Here is a 13483-nt window from a genome sequence, read left to right on the forward strand (position 1 = left end):
TCGCCAGCCGCCGCAAACGTGCCGCTGTCGACGATCGCGGACAGCACGCTGATCCCGTTTGTCACCCGATCGTCAAAGCCTGCCATGCATGCCAACTTGTCACTGGTCGCCTAGTTTGCTGTAGCAAACGCCGGTGACCTTGATAGCGCTTCCATCTAAGGTGCAGCCAATGACTTGATCGAACCAATAGTCGATTGAACCTCGACCGGCCCGCGCCCGAGGGGCGAAAAGTTCGTTGAACAGGTAGCGACCCATCACGAGCTCGAGAAGTGATGGAGAGTTGAGGACTAGATCAAAGCTAGGATAGCCCGCCTTCGCCAACTCGTCCTGCGGTGCGCCACATTGTTCATCGTCCTTCTTGGAGTCAATCACCCAAGCCGCATAAATTGGATCGAGATGCGCGTCGACCTCGGCGGCTTGGAATGAAAGGACGAAGGTCCGCTTCTCCATCTGGCTTCGCGCAGAGCTGAGGCTCATCTCGGGTACCGCAAATGAGGAAGGCGCTCGCGGTACTCCGTCTATCAACAGAGTAAATCTGGGAGGCATAAGTAAACTCACATAAATGTAGACCGTGCCAATTGCTTTTTCGAGAACCTACTTCAGCCGATTTCAAGCGCGCTTTCAGCGTCCGGTCCTGGCCGCATTTTGTCCTTGCTGGCGAGGTCAGGAGAAGACGAATGTCAGAACCGCGAACATGGCCAAGATGAATATGAAAGCCAGCCCGTCGAAAAGCATGATGCTACGGGCGACAAGGCGAGGCAGGCGCGCGGCGAACGTTCGCAATCGGTCTGCGGACGGATGGCCGCGAGGATACATCGCCGCTACGACCAAGCAGCCAATGAGGACCAGTGCGCCGAGCGACAGTGCCACGGCCGCGAAGGCCAGCAGAAACCCAAACGCAGGAAAGTTGTTCATCAGTTGGTGCACCCTGAGTGCTTGCGAAGGTCCGGTTTTGGCCGTCAGCGGAAAATTCTAGTGAGTGGCGCGGTGCGCCTGCGCCTGCGCCAACTTATCCAAATGACGCCCGGTGCGCCAACCCGTCCAGGCGAGAAGCGCTATCAGCAGAGCAGCGGCTCCCAAGGCCAATCCCGTGGTAGCTCTATTGGCATTTTGATAGCTTACAAGCGCTTGAGCCGAGGCTCCGTAGGAACAAGCCACGGTGCCAGCCCTAGATACTTCGAACAGCGTCTTCTCCATTCGCAGTACGCTGATCTCTTCTCCAAGCGGCAGACGTTTCAGGTCCGAAATGCATGCCCACATGTGCAGGCGCTCGTTCTCTCCGTTGATTCGTATCAACAGGTACTCATAACTCGAATAGCGACTGTGCCGTGTCTCGAAGCCAAGCAGCGTCCCATTTTCGTTTGCGAGACTTTCCCGACGGGGGACGTCCTGTTGCCAGACGAACAGACTAGCGACGCCCCCAAATGCCAAAAGCAGGATGGCGATGGACGCGACGCCGATTACGTTTTTAATGCCGGTTTTCACGGAACGCATTCTGCCTAGCATGACGCGCGTTGGATCGACGAAGCCGTGGCGCCCGAAGCGACCAGAGACGCTGATCCAGATTTCGTGACGAATGCCAGCCTATGGTGGTCAGGCATGAGGGCGATACGGTGCGCCGCGACAGATTGGTCGAAGGTGAATCATTGCTTGGATTTTGAATGGACAGTTCTCCGAAGACGTTCTGATCTGGGTCACATTACGCCCGACGGACGGGGGACTGCTCTTGGCCGATTCTGTGGAAAAACTCGAGTGGCGCTCTCTTGGGCACATTTGCAGGGGTGGTCAAACCATTCCCTGGGCCGCGATCGTCGATCCTGGGTCGATCTGAGAGGTCGATTTTCGCCACGGTGCAGCGGTGAACGCTGCGACCGAGTTTTTCAACAGAATCGGCCGAAACCGGTCACTTAGGGGCGAGCGAAAGGTATTGGCCAGTTGCTCAGGCCGCCGCGAACGTGTCGTAGGCCTTGCCGGATCTGACCTGTGACGGCCTGTGAGCCGCGCCCGATCGGCACGCGACGCGTCATGGGGCCGGCGAACTGAAACGCCTTTGTAAAAAGGGCAATCGCCCTCGTCGCTCTCAAAAGACGCCGAATACCTTCAACAAGATGATGACGCCAATAGGCACGCCGCATAGCCAAAGGATGATGCTTTTCATGTGACTTCCTCGGTGGTGGGTATGCCGTCACGGTAGCCAGCATCACCTCGATCGGCGAAGGGAAAAAACGACCCTTGCAGTAGGAAAACGTCCGCGCCGGTGATCGCCGACGGTTTGCGCGGGATAGTGCAGATGCTTTGTCCGGATGTGTCTAGCGAGTCACGTAATGGCGCTCCGCCCGCCGCTGTTGCGGATTCGGCCAACCCCTACAAGCCTCGTCACTAGCAGACGACGCCGGAAGCCCTGAGGCGCGCGACCATAGTTCGCAAGGCTGCGCCGCGGCGGCCCCGGCGGTTTTAGTTCTGTTCCGCGTCAAGCAACACCAAGGAGCAAATCATGGCCAATGGCAGCGTTTTGGGTCGCGCCGACCAAGCTTGTGCTGATCGCGTTCCTTTTGCCGATGTGCCCGCCGATGAGCAGGCGGTCGATGTGTTGAGCGAACTGCTCGAACACGCGCGCGACAGCGAATACGGCTTTCGCACCTGCGCCCGAGAGGTGCCTTCTGCATCAAGCCTGAGGCAGTCGTTCAACCGGCGCGCTTCGCAGTACCACGAGGCCTGCGATGAGTTGGAGCGAATGATACGGCGCCACGGTGGGACGCCCATCGAGTGTGGTACGACCGGGGCGACCATCCATCGGGGGTGGGTCCGGGTGAAAGGAGCGATCGGCGCGAACAGTGAGTTGTCGCTGCTTGAAGACTGTGAACGTGGCGAAGAGGCAGCCGTCGCGCTCTACCGCGAGGCGATGCAGCGAAATCTGCCACCCGACGCCCGCGACTTGGTCGAGCGCCAGGCCGCAAGCGCGCAGCAAAGCCATGAACAGCTCCGGGTGCTGCGCGACGCAACCGCCTAGGCGCGTGACGAAGATAGTCCGTTGCCGGTCCTGCTGCCGCTACATGGCGCGGAACAGGTGCCCGAACGCCCGGCTGACCTTGAGAGATCTCTGGAGGCCCCGCACGCACAGGCTGTAGCGCCCGTTCTCGTCGCGCGTGGCGCTCACGATGCAGTGCGTGTTGACCAGCACGCCGCGATGCACCTGCGTGAAGTCGGCAGCGTCGATCCGCGACACGAGATCGCGCAGGCTCATGCGCACCAGCGCCTCGCCATCGGCCGTGACGACATTGACGTATTTCTCGGCGGCTTCCAGGCAGATCACCTCCGAGACCGGGATCATCCGCACGGTGTTGCCGACGCCGGCGCGGATGATCTTGATCTTCTCGGGCGCGTCAGCCGCATCCGTGATCGACTGGACGCGCTGCATCAGGGCCGCCATGCCACCGGCAACTGGTGTCCGGGCGCGCTCGTGCAACCTTTGCTTCAGCCGTTGCACGCAGACCTCCAAGCGTTCAAGCGTCGCCGGCTTGAGCATGTAGTCCATCGCCGCATGCTCGAATGCCGAGATCGCGAAATTGTCATATGCGGTGATGAAGACGAAGAGCGGTTCGGCCTTGTCATCGGGCCACTCGTCAGCGACAGCCTCTGCGACTTCCAGGCCTGTCTTGCCCGGCATCTTGATGTCCAGGAACATCACATCGGGCACCAGCGTCTGGGCGAGTTCGATCGCCTTCATGCCATCGTCGGCAACGCCCGCGATCTTCAGCTCGGGCCAGGCTTCGAACAGCAATCGCTGCAGCGTTCTCGACAACACCGGTTCATCTTCGGCAATCACCGCGCGCCATGCGTTCACGACGGAATCCTCACAACCGCGTGAACGCCGCATGGTGATCGAGTTTGCAGAGTCAGGGACGCACGCAAGCCATAGAGGGCCTGGAGGCGGTCACGCACATTCTTCAGTCCGGAGCCGCAAACCTCGCCCGCATCATCGCCACTCAAAGTGGGCTGTTGCGGCGGCAAGCCCAGACCGGAATCGTCTACCGCGACTTCGATGCTCCCTTCGATCGACCGTGCCCGTACTTCGATGTTCCCTGCGCCCAACTTCGGTTCCAGGCCGTGCTTGATGGCATTCTCGACCAGCGGCTGCAACAGCATCGGCGGGATGGCGCTCCGCTCCAGTTCGGCGGGCAAGTCGAGTCGATAGGCCAGCCTGGGGCCCATGCGCAAGGACATGATGTCGAGGTACGCCCTCAGCTGGGAGAACTCCGACTGCAGCGTCGTCACTTCGTCGCGCGACGCTGCATGCGTGCTGCGCAGGTAGACGATCAGCTGGTCGATCATGCGCTCGGCCTGTCGCGGGTCTTCGTCGACGAGGGAGCGCAGATTCGCCAGCGTGTTGAACAACATGTGGGGCTCGAGTTGGGCGCGCAGCAGCCGCAGTTCCGATTCGGTGGCAAGGCGCTGGGCATCGGATCGCGCGATCGCTTCTTTGGCAAGCTGGTCACGCGCCGCAGCGGCGTAGAGGACGAACGCGGCCAGCACCAGGCCGAATGCAAACGCCACCATGTAGTCGCGTCCATGACCCACAAGGCGGCTGATCGGCTCGTCCAGGATCAGGAGCGCGATCAGGTGACCTCCAAAGTACCCCGTCGGGATGGCGATCGCGCCGGTGAGAAGCCAACGGGGCAGCGCCTGCATTCGCAGCAGCCGTTCCGAGCGGCCAAGCACCGCAATGCACGCGATAAACACCATGCCGACACATTCGACGAAGACGAACAGGCGAGGCAGCGTCTCGAGTGCGGGAGCGGCCCAGAAGAGCAGCCCGGCCGCGATTGCGCACAGCAGAAACGAGCCGGCCGTCAGCCGTGCTGCGCCGAGCCAGCGGGCCGGAATCGATGAATCAACGCTGATCACTGGCGGAAGTCGGATGCATCGAGGAACTGTAAAGGTTGGAACGCCATGCCGCTACGGATGCAGGGCGTTGAGGGCGAATTTGTCCTCGAGCCGTCGGTTTGGTCGACCGAACGGCGACCGCTCGATGCCGCCTTACGACCGTTGACGCCCCCAACCGAGCGTTTGGGAGTCAAACCAGATGCGCCTGTGGCAGCGGCCGCCGAAAGTGCGGGCCTCACCACTCGGGAGTTCTTATGCAACGGTCTTTTCTTTCCAACACGCTGCTTTGCGCCGCGGCCGCCCTCTGTTCAGCCATCGTCACGACGAACGCGCAGGCCTTCGACGGCATCGTCGAAAAGCAGGTGTTCAACCTGCCTGCCTACACGACCGTGAACGGCCAGGTCATCAAGGGAGTGCGCATCGGCTATGAAACCTATGGCCGTTTGAATGCTGCCCGAGACAACGTGATCCTCATCAACCATTTCATCACCGGCACTTCGCACGCCGCCGGCCGGTATGCGGCGAGCGACGCCGCGCCGGGTTACTGGGACACGATCATCGGCGCCGGCCTGCCGATCGACACCGAGCGGTTCTTCGTCATCGCGACCGACGCGCTGGCCAATCCCAATCGTGCATCGGCCACCGCCGTCAGTACCGGCCCGGCCAGCATCGACGCCGCCACCGGCAAACCGTATGGCATGCGCTTTCCGGTGCTGGCCGCGCGGGACACGGTGGAGGTGCAGAAGGCACTGCTCGATTCGATGGGTATTCGAACCCTCTACGCCGTGGCTGGCGCTTCGGCTGGGGCCTGGATGTCGGTGGAATGGGCCTCGGCCTATCCGGAGCGTGTGCAGCGCCTGTTGTCCGTCGTGGGACCTGGCGTCGACAGCCCGGCCTACGCCGTCGCCAAGATGAGCTCGTGGGGCGCGGCCGTGAGGCTGGATCCGAACTGGGCCAACGGCGACTACCATGGCAAGGCCGAGCCGCTGGCAGGCATGACGCAGGCCATGCGGCAGGTCACGCTCGACGCCCTCAGCTTCGCCTGGGCGGACAAGGCTTTCGGACAGAAGTGGGCCGACCCGGGCAAAAACCCCGGCGATGCGACCGCCAATCAGTTTGCGGTCGATGCCACCCTCGAGAAGATCGGCGAAGCGCGCGCCAAGGGCATGGACGCCAACAGCTGGCTGTACACGCTGAAGGCCTTGCAGTTGCCGAGCGCCAAACCAGACCGCATCAAGGCCAAGTCGCTGTTCGTGGGCATCAGCTCGGATCAGATCTTTCCGCCGCACTTGTCAAAACGCGCAGTGGAGACCCTCAAGGCGCAAGGCACCCCGGCAGAGTACGTTGAGTTGAACAGTCCCAATGGTCATGCCGATGCTCTGGGTGCCACAGTCGGTCAGGCCGGGCCGGCGATTGCGTCATTTCTTGCGAAGTAGGCTCGCCGGACTCGTCTGAGTTGTTAGCACGCATCGGAAAATGTAAACAAACTGTTCAACGGATTGCTGCGGCATTACATTCTTGTGACCCCCGAGGATGCACATGAAAGTAGATGGCCGAGAGGCGAAGCGTTCGGCAATTTATCTGCCGGTGTCAGCCAAATTTTTGATCGCATTGATCGGGGCGATCGCGTGGATGGTTTTTTCGATTTGGGCCGCCGGGCCGTGGCTGGCCGATCTGAAAAGCTACGTAGGAACCGCGTTTGCCATTTTCCTGGTGTATGGCATTGCCATCATTCCGGGGTTCATGAATGCGTTCATGGCAATCAGCCTCATTCTGGATAAAAGGCCGCCGCATCGCCCGCTGTCGGTCTATCCGCCGATATCGATATTGATTGCCGCGTACAACGAAGAAGCTTCCATCGAAGAGACGCTGGTCAGCATCGACCAGCAGAAGTACCCGGGCGAGTTGCAGGTCATCGTGATCAATGACGGCTCGGCGGATGGCACTGCGCAGGTGGTTCAGCGCGCCCTGGAGCGATATAGCTGGCTCAGCTTTGTCGACCTGAAAAAGAATGGTGGCAAAGCCCGCGCCTTGAACATCGGGTTCAAGGAGGTTCTGCACGATCTGGTCGTGACCGTCGATGCGGATTCCTTTTTGTACCGCGGCGCGCTCACCAGCATTGTCGAGCGCTATCACGCCGACCCGCCCAATACGCGCGCGGTTGCGGGAAAAATCCTGGTTCGAAACTCGCGGCAGAACTGGATCACCCGTTGCCAGGAGTGGGACTACTTTCACGGTATTTCCGCGGTCAAGCGAGTTCAGTCGCTTTTCCAGGGCACCTTGGTTGCGCAAGGCGCATTTTCCGTTTACGACCGGGCCGCGCTGACCCAGGTTGGCGGATGGCCCGAGTGCGTGGGAGAAGACATCGTGCTCACATGGGCGCTCTTGAACGCCGGGTACAGGGTGGGGCACTGCGAAGACGCCTGCCTCTTCACCAATGTGCCCAGTACCCTCAAGCAGCTGGTCAAGCAGCGCCAGCGTTGGGCGCGGGGCATGACGGAGGCCTTTGTCAAACACCCCCGCATTCTTTTCAAGATGCGGCTGTCGACCTTTTTCATTCACTGGAACCTGTTGTTCCCGTGGCTGGACCTGGCATTCACCATCGGCTTCATCCCCGGAATAATATTTGCCTTGTTCGGCTATTACTGGATCGTGGGGCCAATGACCTTGGCGCTGATACCGGCGGCATTTGCGCTGAGTTTCCTGATGTTCTCGATCGAGCGCCGGATGTTCAAGAAAACCGGCTTGGTCGTGCGAAAAAATATCCAGGGCTTCTTTGTCTACGTGCTGCTGTACAGCTTGCTTTTGCAACCGGCCAGTGTGCTCGGCTATCTGGACGAACTGTTCAGAAAGCCCAAAGCCTGGGGCACCAAATGACCAGGAAGCCGGCATATGCAGCGGCCGCCATTTCGGGCCTCATGGTGTTGAGTGCCTCCTGCCATGCGCAGGAAGAAGCGGCCGAGAAAAAAACGTCCGGCACGGCTTTCGGGACGGAAGCCCTGCTGACCAGCGACAGCGACAACTTTGAATCCCGCCGGGTATCGGTCGAGTTTTTTCCCGCTTTTGAAAACGCCGACCGCTACCTCGGATTCCGGCTCGGCGACTACAAGTACCAGCAAGACAGCTGGCGAAGGGCAGGAAAAAAGATCTCGTTCCTCGCGCGTTCAATCGAAACCAGAACGGCCAATGGCGGACAGATGGAGGCCGGCGTGTTCGAGCAGGGCGGTCATACACTGCTGACGCTCGACGGCAGCTACCGCATAGCGCCGACAAAAAGCACGGCGGTGGAGTTTCTGCTTACGCGCGACTGGGTCGAAACACCGAAGTCCCTCGACCGAGGAATCGATTTTTCGTTCGTCGGTGTTGCGGTCGACCAAGGCTTGGGAAGCCATGTCACGCTGGTGGGGCTGCTGGCACAGCAGTACTTCTCCGATGGGAATCGACGGGATCACGGGCGCATCCGCTTCATCTATCAACCCTCGCTCGACCTGGGGCTGACCCTGCAAGCGCGCTACCGCACGTACCGCAGCACCCACGAAGATGTCGACAGGGCCTACTTCAATCCGAAGAGCTACAGCGAATCGATGCTGGCGGTCAGCTGGCGGCAGCGTTTCCGGGGCTGGACCGCCGCGGTAACGGCCGGGCTGGGCAACGAGAAGATCAACCACGACCTGAGCCAGCCCACGAGACTGCTGGACGTGAGCCTGCAGAGCCCTGTGAGGGGATCGCAGGTGTTCCGCTTCAATGCCGGCTACAGCCGCAGCACCACCTTTTCGGGGCCCAGCTACCAGTACCGGTACATACGCGGCGAGTGGATCATTCTTTTCTAAGGATGCCGGGGCCGCTTCTTCACCGCGCCTACTCGCGTCGGCGGTCGGCCTTGCTTTCGCGGTAGTAGCGGGCCTTCTCTTCGTACATTGCACGGTCCGCACGCTGCAGGGCCGCGTCGAGCTGGTCGCCGGCCTCGCAGGTGGCCACGCCCATCGCAAGGTTCAGCATCCGTCCGCTTTGCCCGGCGTAGAACTGGTTGTTCAGCTCAAGCATGGAAACGATGCGGTCACGCATCGCCTCCGCCCCGCGCTCGTCCGTCTTGGGGAGCACGACGGCAAATTCGTCGCCGCCGATCCGCGCCGGCCAGCCGGGCTCATCGACGGCCTTGCTCAGCACCTCGCCCACGCGCCGGAGCAGTGCGTCGCCGGCGGCATGGCCTTCCTCGTCGTTGACGGGTTTCAGGCCGTTCATGTCGATCACCAGCACCGACACCGGCCATGGCCCCTTGCGCGTCAACCGATTCACTTCTTCCGTGAAGAAGGTGCGGTTGCGCAATTGGGTCAGCACGTCGTGCTTGCCCAGGTACTCGAGGTAGGCCTCGGCTTTCTTGCGGGCCGTGATGTCGATCAGCGACACCAGCACCAGGTCCCAGGTGGCGAGCCGGTCTTCGAGCACTGCAAACTGCATGTGGATGTTCAGCAGGTCGCCCGTCAATGCGTAGTTGATCACCTCCCGCTGCTGCAGCATCTTTCCGTTCCAGAGGTCCTGCAGCTGCTCGGCGAAGGAGTCTTGCATCTCGTCGCGGAAGATGTCCGAGAGGTTGTCCAGCAGCGTTGCCTTGTCGGCCGCACCGAACATGCGCAGGGTTTCGCGGTTGACGTCGATCACGCGAATCTCGCTCATGCAGCGGGTGACGAACTCCGGGTGCACCTTGATGAAGGTCGTGAAGTCGGTGATGCCCCGTTTTCGTATGTCGTCGAGCAGGGCCTTCACCGCACTGAAGTCTTCCACCCACAACGAAACGGGTGACCGTTCGAACAGTTCGCGCGCGTAGCGTTCGCTCTCCAGGCGCAGCTCTTCGGCGCGAACGCGCGCGGTAATGTCGTCGAGCGACACCAGCACACGGTCCCAAGACTTTTCATAGCCGGGCAGCACCTGCACCCGCACGTGCACGTCGAGCCTTCGGCCGTCGAGCGCGTAGTTGACCGTCTGGTTGTCGAAGGAGAGATTTCCACGCCAGAGCTGGTCCAGCTCGTAGATCACGGGCGCGGTCATGTCGTCCCGAAAGATGCTGTCCAGCCGCGAGAGCAGCTCGGCCTGGCTTTGCGCACCAAAGAGGTTGAGCGTGCTCTGGTTGACGCTCAACACCCGCAGTTGCGCCATGCATTCGCTCACCCGGCTCGGCTCGGCATTCAGGTGGGCCACCAAATCCACCACGCCCGCATTGCGCCACGATTCGAACAGCCGGAGCAGGCCGCTGTAGTCTTCGATCCAGAGCGACATGGGTGCAAACTCGAACATCGACTCGTAGTCGGTGGAAGACGGCATGTACAGCTCCTGGGCGGGTGGGATCTTGCTCCGGATGATGCACCATTTGGCAGTAGGCGTTTTCCAGTCGTTGGACAATGGCCGGGGCACGAAACACAAGGAATTCCGCATGACCACGCTGCAGCAACTTCTAGGTACCGAACTCCCGCTGATCCAGGCGCCCATGGCGGGCATTCAAGGCAGCGCAATGGCCATTGCCGTCAGCAACGCGGGCGGGCTCGGCTCGCTGCCGTGCGCCATGCTGGGCAACGACGCCATTCGCACCGAAATAGGCGCCATCCGCGCGGGCACAGGCAAGCCCTACAACGTCAACTTCTTCTGCCACGTGTCGCCGCAGCCAAGCGCCGAACGCGAGGCGACATGGCGCAACGCGCTGGCGCCGTATTACCGCGAGCACGACATCGATGCGGCATCCATTCCCGCTGGCCCCGGGCGCAACCCCTTCAGCGAGGCGGTGGCCGAGGTGCTGGCCGAGTTCCGTCCGCCGGTGGTGAGCTTTCATTTCGGGTTGCCGCCTGAGCCGCTGCTTGCCCAAGTGCGCGGATGGGGCTCGAAGATCCTCGCCTCCGCCACCACGGTCGACGAGGCGCTGTGGCTGGAGGCGCAGGGTGTCGACGCCATCATTGCCCAGGGGCTGGAGGCCGGCGGCCATCGCGGGCACTTTCTCTCGCACGACTTGACGGCGCAGCTCGGCACCTTTGCGTTGCTGCCGCAAGTGGTGCGTGCGGTTCGCGTGCCGGTCATCGCGGCTGGCGGCATTGCCGATGCAAACGGTGTGGCCGCCGCCATGGCGCTGGGCGCCGCGGGGGTGCAGATCGGCACCGCCTACATGCTCGCGCCCGAAGCCTTCACCAGCGCCTTGCACCGTGCGGCGCTGACAAGCGATGCAGCGCGGCATACCGCGCTGACCAACCTTTTTACCGGCCGCCCGGCGCGGGGCATCATGAACCGCCTGATGCGCGACCTGGGGCCGATCACCGCGGTGGCGCCGGAGTTTCCGCTTGCCACGTCAGCCATTGCACCGCTGCGCGCCAAGGCCGAGGCACAGGGCCGCGGCGACTTTTCACCGCTGTGGTCGGGGCAGAACGCGACGGGCTGCCGCGAGCTCCCGTCCGCCGAGATCACCCGCGCGCTGGCGCAGGGCTTTCACCTCACCGCCTGAACCCTCGCCAGACCCATGCCGCAACTCCATCTGCCCTTCAAGTTTCTCGAACAGCCCTCCAACGCCGGCGTGCGCGAGCCGTGGCTGCTGGTGCTGATGCACGGTGTCGGCAGCAACGAGCAAGACCTGTTCGGCCTGGCGCGGCTCATGCCGCCGCAGTTTCACGTGCTGAGCCTGCGCGCGCCCTATGTGCTGTCGCCCGATGCCTATGCGTGGTTCGAGTTCCAGGTGCTGGCAAACGGCGAGCGCCACATCAATGAAGAGCAGGAGCGCGAAAGCCGCTTTCTCGTCGGCGAGATGATCGCCTCGGCATCGCAGCAGCTCGGCGTGCCGCCGGAGCGCGTGGTGGTCGGCGGTTTCAGCCAGGGCGGCATCATGGCGCTGTCGCTTCTGCTGACGCAGCCCGCGAAGGTGCGCGCCGCGATGGTGTGGCACAGCCGCCTGCTGCCGCAGGTGGTGCCGCACATTGCGCCGCCGGAGGCCTTCGAGGGCAAGGCGCTGTGGGTGAGCCATGGCAGCGCCGACAACGTGATTGCGCCAAGCGCGGCACAAGCCACGCGCGAATTGGCGCGTGGCTTGCCGCTGGCGCTCTCGGGTGCGGACTTTCCCGGCGGGCATGAAATCCGGCCGGCCGAGCTGCAAGGCACGCTGGCGTGGCTTCAGGCGCTCAGCACCTCAGCGGGTACGCCCCAGTCGCGGCCATAGAAGCCTTTTTTCGCTTGGCCGGCGCGTCACAGTGCGTTACGGGATGACGAGGGATGACACCGGGGAGGGCCGCAGAACTGGTGCACCATAGCCGTTCGCCTCCCACTGCAATCCTCGCAAAAGGAATATTGCCGACATGTCCGACAGCGACACCTCCGAATTCAGGCCGCGCCGCGAGAGCTCGGCCGGCACCATCATCATCGGCCTGCTGGCGATAGCGGCCGCTCTCCTGGGCTGGCGCTGGTACCAGCAGCAACAGCCGCAGCCAGTCGAGCCGGCGCCCACCGCGGCCACCGCGCCGAACGACGGGCCCGTGCCCGCACCGCCGCCAGCCCCATTGCCCGAATCGCTGGAGCCCAAGAACCCCATCGATGCGATCGCGCTGCCCGCCTCGGGCCTGCCCACGGTGGCCGATTCCGACACGCGCGTGATGTCGGCGCTGGTCGATCTGCTGGGCAGCCAGAACGTGGCGGAATTCGTGCAGTTCGACGGCGTGGTGCGCCGCTTCGTGGCCACCATCGACAACCTGTCGCGCGAGCAGGCGCCAGCGAGTGCATGGCCGGTGCAGCCCACCAAGCAGCGCTTTGCCACCGAAGGCAAGGGCGAGGCGCAGACCATCGCGGCCAACAATGCCGCGCGCTACAACCCCATTGTGCTGCTTGCGGGGTCGGTCGACCCGGCCAAGGCCGCCAAGACGTATGCGCGGCTCTATCCGCTCTTTCAGAAAGCGTATGAAGAGCTTGGCTATCCAGGCCGCTATTTCAACGACCGGCTCATTGCCGTGATCGACCATCTGCTGCAGGCGCCCGAACCCGCCGGCCCGGTGCAGGTCCGGCTCGTCGAGGTCAAGGGCAACGTGTCGTCGCAGCGGCCCTGGGTGCGCTATGAATACGCCGATCCGCAGCTCGAGTCGCTCTCGTCCGGCCAGAAGATCATGGTGCGGGTGGGGCTGGAAAACGAGCGCAAGCTCAAGGCCAGCCTGCGCGGCTTCCGCGAGCAGATTGCCACGGGCGACATGGCCAAGAAGAAGCAGCGCTGACCCATCGCGCCGTTGACGCGTGCCGATCGCGCGCCGTGTAGGCGCGGGCCGATTGCGCGCGCTGCGGATGCCGTGGATGATTTGTCCTCACGATTTCGAGGACAACCGTATGAACCTGATGAGCGTCGACCTCTACCAGAGTGCTACCGATCCCGAGAAGTTTCTGGCGCTGCCCGCCGGCACCGACCCCGCCGACCTCATGGGGCCGATGACCTTCGACCGGGACTACGCGCACATCAAGCGCTACCAGGAAGCCTTCGAATTCGATCCGTCCGTTCCTTACGCGGGCGTGAACGCCGCGAAGATCGCCGCGGACATCCTCACCGTGAAGTGGGCGATGTACCGCCGCGAAGGCTAGCGAAGCGAAGAAGGCC

Annotated in this window: 14 protein-coding genes; 8 read left to right on the forward strand and 6 right to left on the reverse strand. The window is 62.5% G+C overall.

The window, feature by feature from the left end:
• Positions 1-99: 99 nt before the first annotated feature.
• The 3 genes from V9K97_RS09220 to V9K97_RS09230 all read right to left on the reverse strand — a co-directional run bounded on the left by V9K97_RS09220 (position 100) and on the right by V9K97_RS09230 (position 1485).
• Positions 100-477: a hypothetical protein gene (locus V9K97_RS09220; RefSeq protein ID WP_337317604.1), complete on the reverse strand. Its 378-nt coding sequence runs from the start codon at positions 475-477 to the stop codon at positions 100-102.
• 186 nt (positions 478-663) lie between these two features.
• Positions 664-915 carry a hypothetical protein gene (locus tag V9K97_RS09225; RefSeq protein WP_337317605.1) on the reverse strand — a complete coding sequence of 84 codons (252 nt, stop codon included), beginning with the start codon at positions 913-915 and terminating at the stop codon, positions 664-666.
• Between the two features lie 57 nt (positions 916-972).
• Positions 973-1485, reverse strand: a complete 513-nt coding sequence (locus tag V9K97_RS09230; RefSeq protein WP_337317607.1) for a hypothetical protein — start codon at positions 1483-1485, stop codon at positions 973-975.
• A 1009-nt stretch (positions 1486-2494) separates the two neighbouring features.
• Here V9K97_RS09230 and V9K97_RS09235 point away from each other — a divergent pair.
• Positions 2495-3010, forward strand: coding sequence for a ferritin-like domain-containing protein (locus tag V9K97_RS09235; RefSeq protein WP_258507601.1), 516 nt, complete (start codon positions 2495-2497; stop codon positions 3008-3010).
• Between the two features lie 39 nt (positions 3011-3049).
• Here the strand turns inward: V9K97_RS09235 and V9K97_RS09240 are convergent, their stop codons facing one another.
• Complete coding sequence (locus V9K97_RS09240) at positions 3050-3844, reverse strand: LytR/AlgR family response regulator transcription factor (RefSeq protein WP_337317608.1); 795 nt, start codon at positions 3842-3844, stop codon at positions 3050-3052.
• Positions 3841-4905: a sensor histidine kinase gene (locus tag V9K97_RS09245; RefSeq protein ID WP_337317610.1), complete on the reverse strand. Its 1065-nt coding sequence runs from the start codon at positions 4903-4905 to the stop codon at positions 3841-3843. Before V9K97_RS09245 ends, V9K97_RS09240 begins: the two co-directional genes overlap by 4 nt.
• 341 nt (positions 4906-5246) lie before the next feature.
• Here V9K97_RS09245 and V9K97_RS09250 point away from each other — a divergent pair, with 341 nt between their 5' ends.
• From V9K97_RS09250 to V9K97_RS09260, 3 genes are all read left to right on the forward strand, one after another.
• Entirely contained in the window at positions 5247-6320 is a 1074-nt protein-coding gene (locus tag V9K97_RS09250; protein WP_443302974.1) for an alpha/beta fold hydrolase, read from the forward strand.
• A gap of 103 nt (positions 6321-6423) precedes the next feature.
• Positions 6424-7761, forward strand: coding sequence for a glycosyltransferase (locus tag V9K97_RS09255; protein WP_337317613.1), 1338 nt, complete (start codon positions 6424-6426; stop codon positions 7759-7761).
• A 41-nt stretch (positions 7762-7802) separates the two neighbouring features.
• Positions 7803-8714: a hypothetical protein gene (locus V9K97_RS09260; protein WP_337317614.1), complete on the forward strand. Its 912-nt coding sequence runs from the start codon at positions 7803-7805 to the stop codon at positions 8712-8714.
• A 28-nt stretch (positions 8715-8742) separates the two neighbouring features.
• Here the strand turns inward: V9K97_RS09260 and V9K97_RS09265 are convergent, their stop codons facing one another.
• A complete protein-coding gene (locus V9K97_RS09265) occupies positions 8743-10203 on the reverse strand; it encodes a sensor domain-containing diguanylate cyclase (protein WP_258507591.1) in 1461 nt (486 codons plus the stop codon).
• 109 nt (positions 10204-10312) lie between these two features.
• On the opposite strand from V9K97_RS09265, the gene V9K97_RS09270 reads away from it, so the two are divergent.
• The 4 genes from V9K97_RS09270 (at position 10313) to V9K97_RS09285 (ending at position 13467) form a co-directional block, all read left to right on the forward strand.
• Positions 10313-11365 (forward strand): NAD(P)H-dependent flavin oxidoreductase, encoded by a 1053-nt coding sequence (locus tag V9K97_RS09270; RefSeq protein ID WP_337317616.1) that lies wholly within the window; start codon positions 10313-10315, stop codon positions 11363-11365.
• Positions 11366-11380: 15 nt separating this feature from the next.
• Complete coding sequence (locus V9K97_RS09275) at positions 11381-12070, forward strand: alpha/beta hydrolase (protein WP_258507588.1); 690 nt, start codon at positions 11381-11383, stop codon at positions 12068-12070.
• Positions 12071-12206: 136 nt separating this feature from the next.
• On the forward strand, positions 12207-13109 hold the full coding sequence (locus V9K97_RS09280) for a DUF3014 domain-containing protein (protein ID WP_337317619.1): 903 nt from the start codon (positions 12207-12209) through the stop codon (positions 13107-13109).
• Between the two features lie 109 nt (positions 13110-13218).
• Positions 13219-13467 carry a hypothetical protein gene (locus V9K97_RS09285; RefSeq protein ID WP_258507585.1) on the forward strand — a complete coding sequence of 83 codons (249 nt, stop codon included), beginning with the start codon at positions 13219-13221 and terminating at the stop codon, positions 13465-13467.
• Positions 13468-13483 lie beyond the last annotated feature (16 nt).

Source organism: Variovorax sp. CCNWLW186 (genome assembly GCF_037203865.1).
Taxonomy (GTDB): Bacteria; Pseudomonadota; Gammaproteobacteria; order Burkholderiales; family Burkholderiaceae_C; genus Variovorax.

Coding starts and splice junctions, on each gene's coding strand:
- V9K97_RS09220 (WP_337317604.1), bottom strand. CDS start 477: ATGAGCCTCAGCTCTGCGCGAAGCCAGATGGAGAAGCGGACCTTCGTC.
- V9K97_RS09225 (WP_337317605.1), bottom strand. CDS start 915: ATGAACAACTTTCCTGCGTTTGGGTTTCTGCTGGCCTTCGCGGCCGTG.
- V9K97_RS09235 (WP_258507601.1), top strand. CDS start 2,495: ATGGCCAATGGCAGCGTTTTGGGTCGCGCCGACCAAGCTTGTGCTGAT.
- V9K97_RS09255 (WP_337317613.1), top strand. CDS start 6,424: ATGAAAGTAGATGGCCGAGAGGCGAAGCGTTCGGCAATTTATCTGCCG.
- V9K97_RS09260 (WP_337317614.1), top strand. CDS start 7,803: ATGGTGTTGAGTGCCTCCTGCCATGCGCAGGAAGAAGCGGCCGAGAAA.
- V9K97_RS09265 (WP_258507591.1), bottom strand. CDS start 10,203: ATGCCGTCTTCCACCGACTACGAGTCGATGTTCGAGTTTGCACCCATG.
- V9K97_RS09270 (WP_337317616.1), top strand. CDS start 10,313: ATGACCACGCTGCAGCAACTTCTAGGTACCGAACTCCCGCTGATCCAG.
- V9K97_RS09275 (WP_258507588.1), top strand. CDS start 11,381: ATGCCGCAACTCCATCTGCCCTTCAAGTTTCTCGAACAGCCCTCCAAC.
- V9K97_RS09280 (WP_337317619.1), top strand. CDS start 12,207: ATGTCCGACAGCGACACCTCCGAATTCAGGCCGCGCCGCGAGAGCTCG.
- V9K97_RS09285 (WP_258507585.1), top strand. CDS start 13,219: ATGAACCTGATGAGCGTCGACCTCTACCAGAGTGCTACCGATCCCGAG.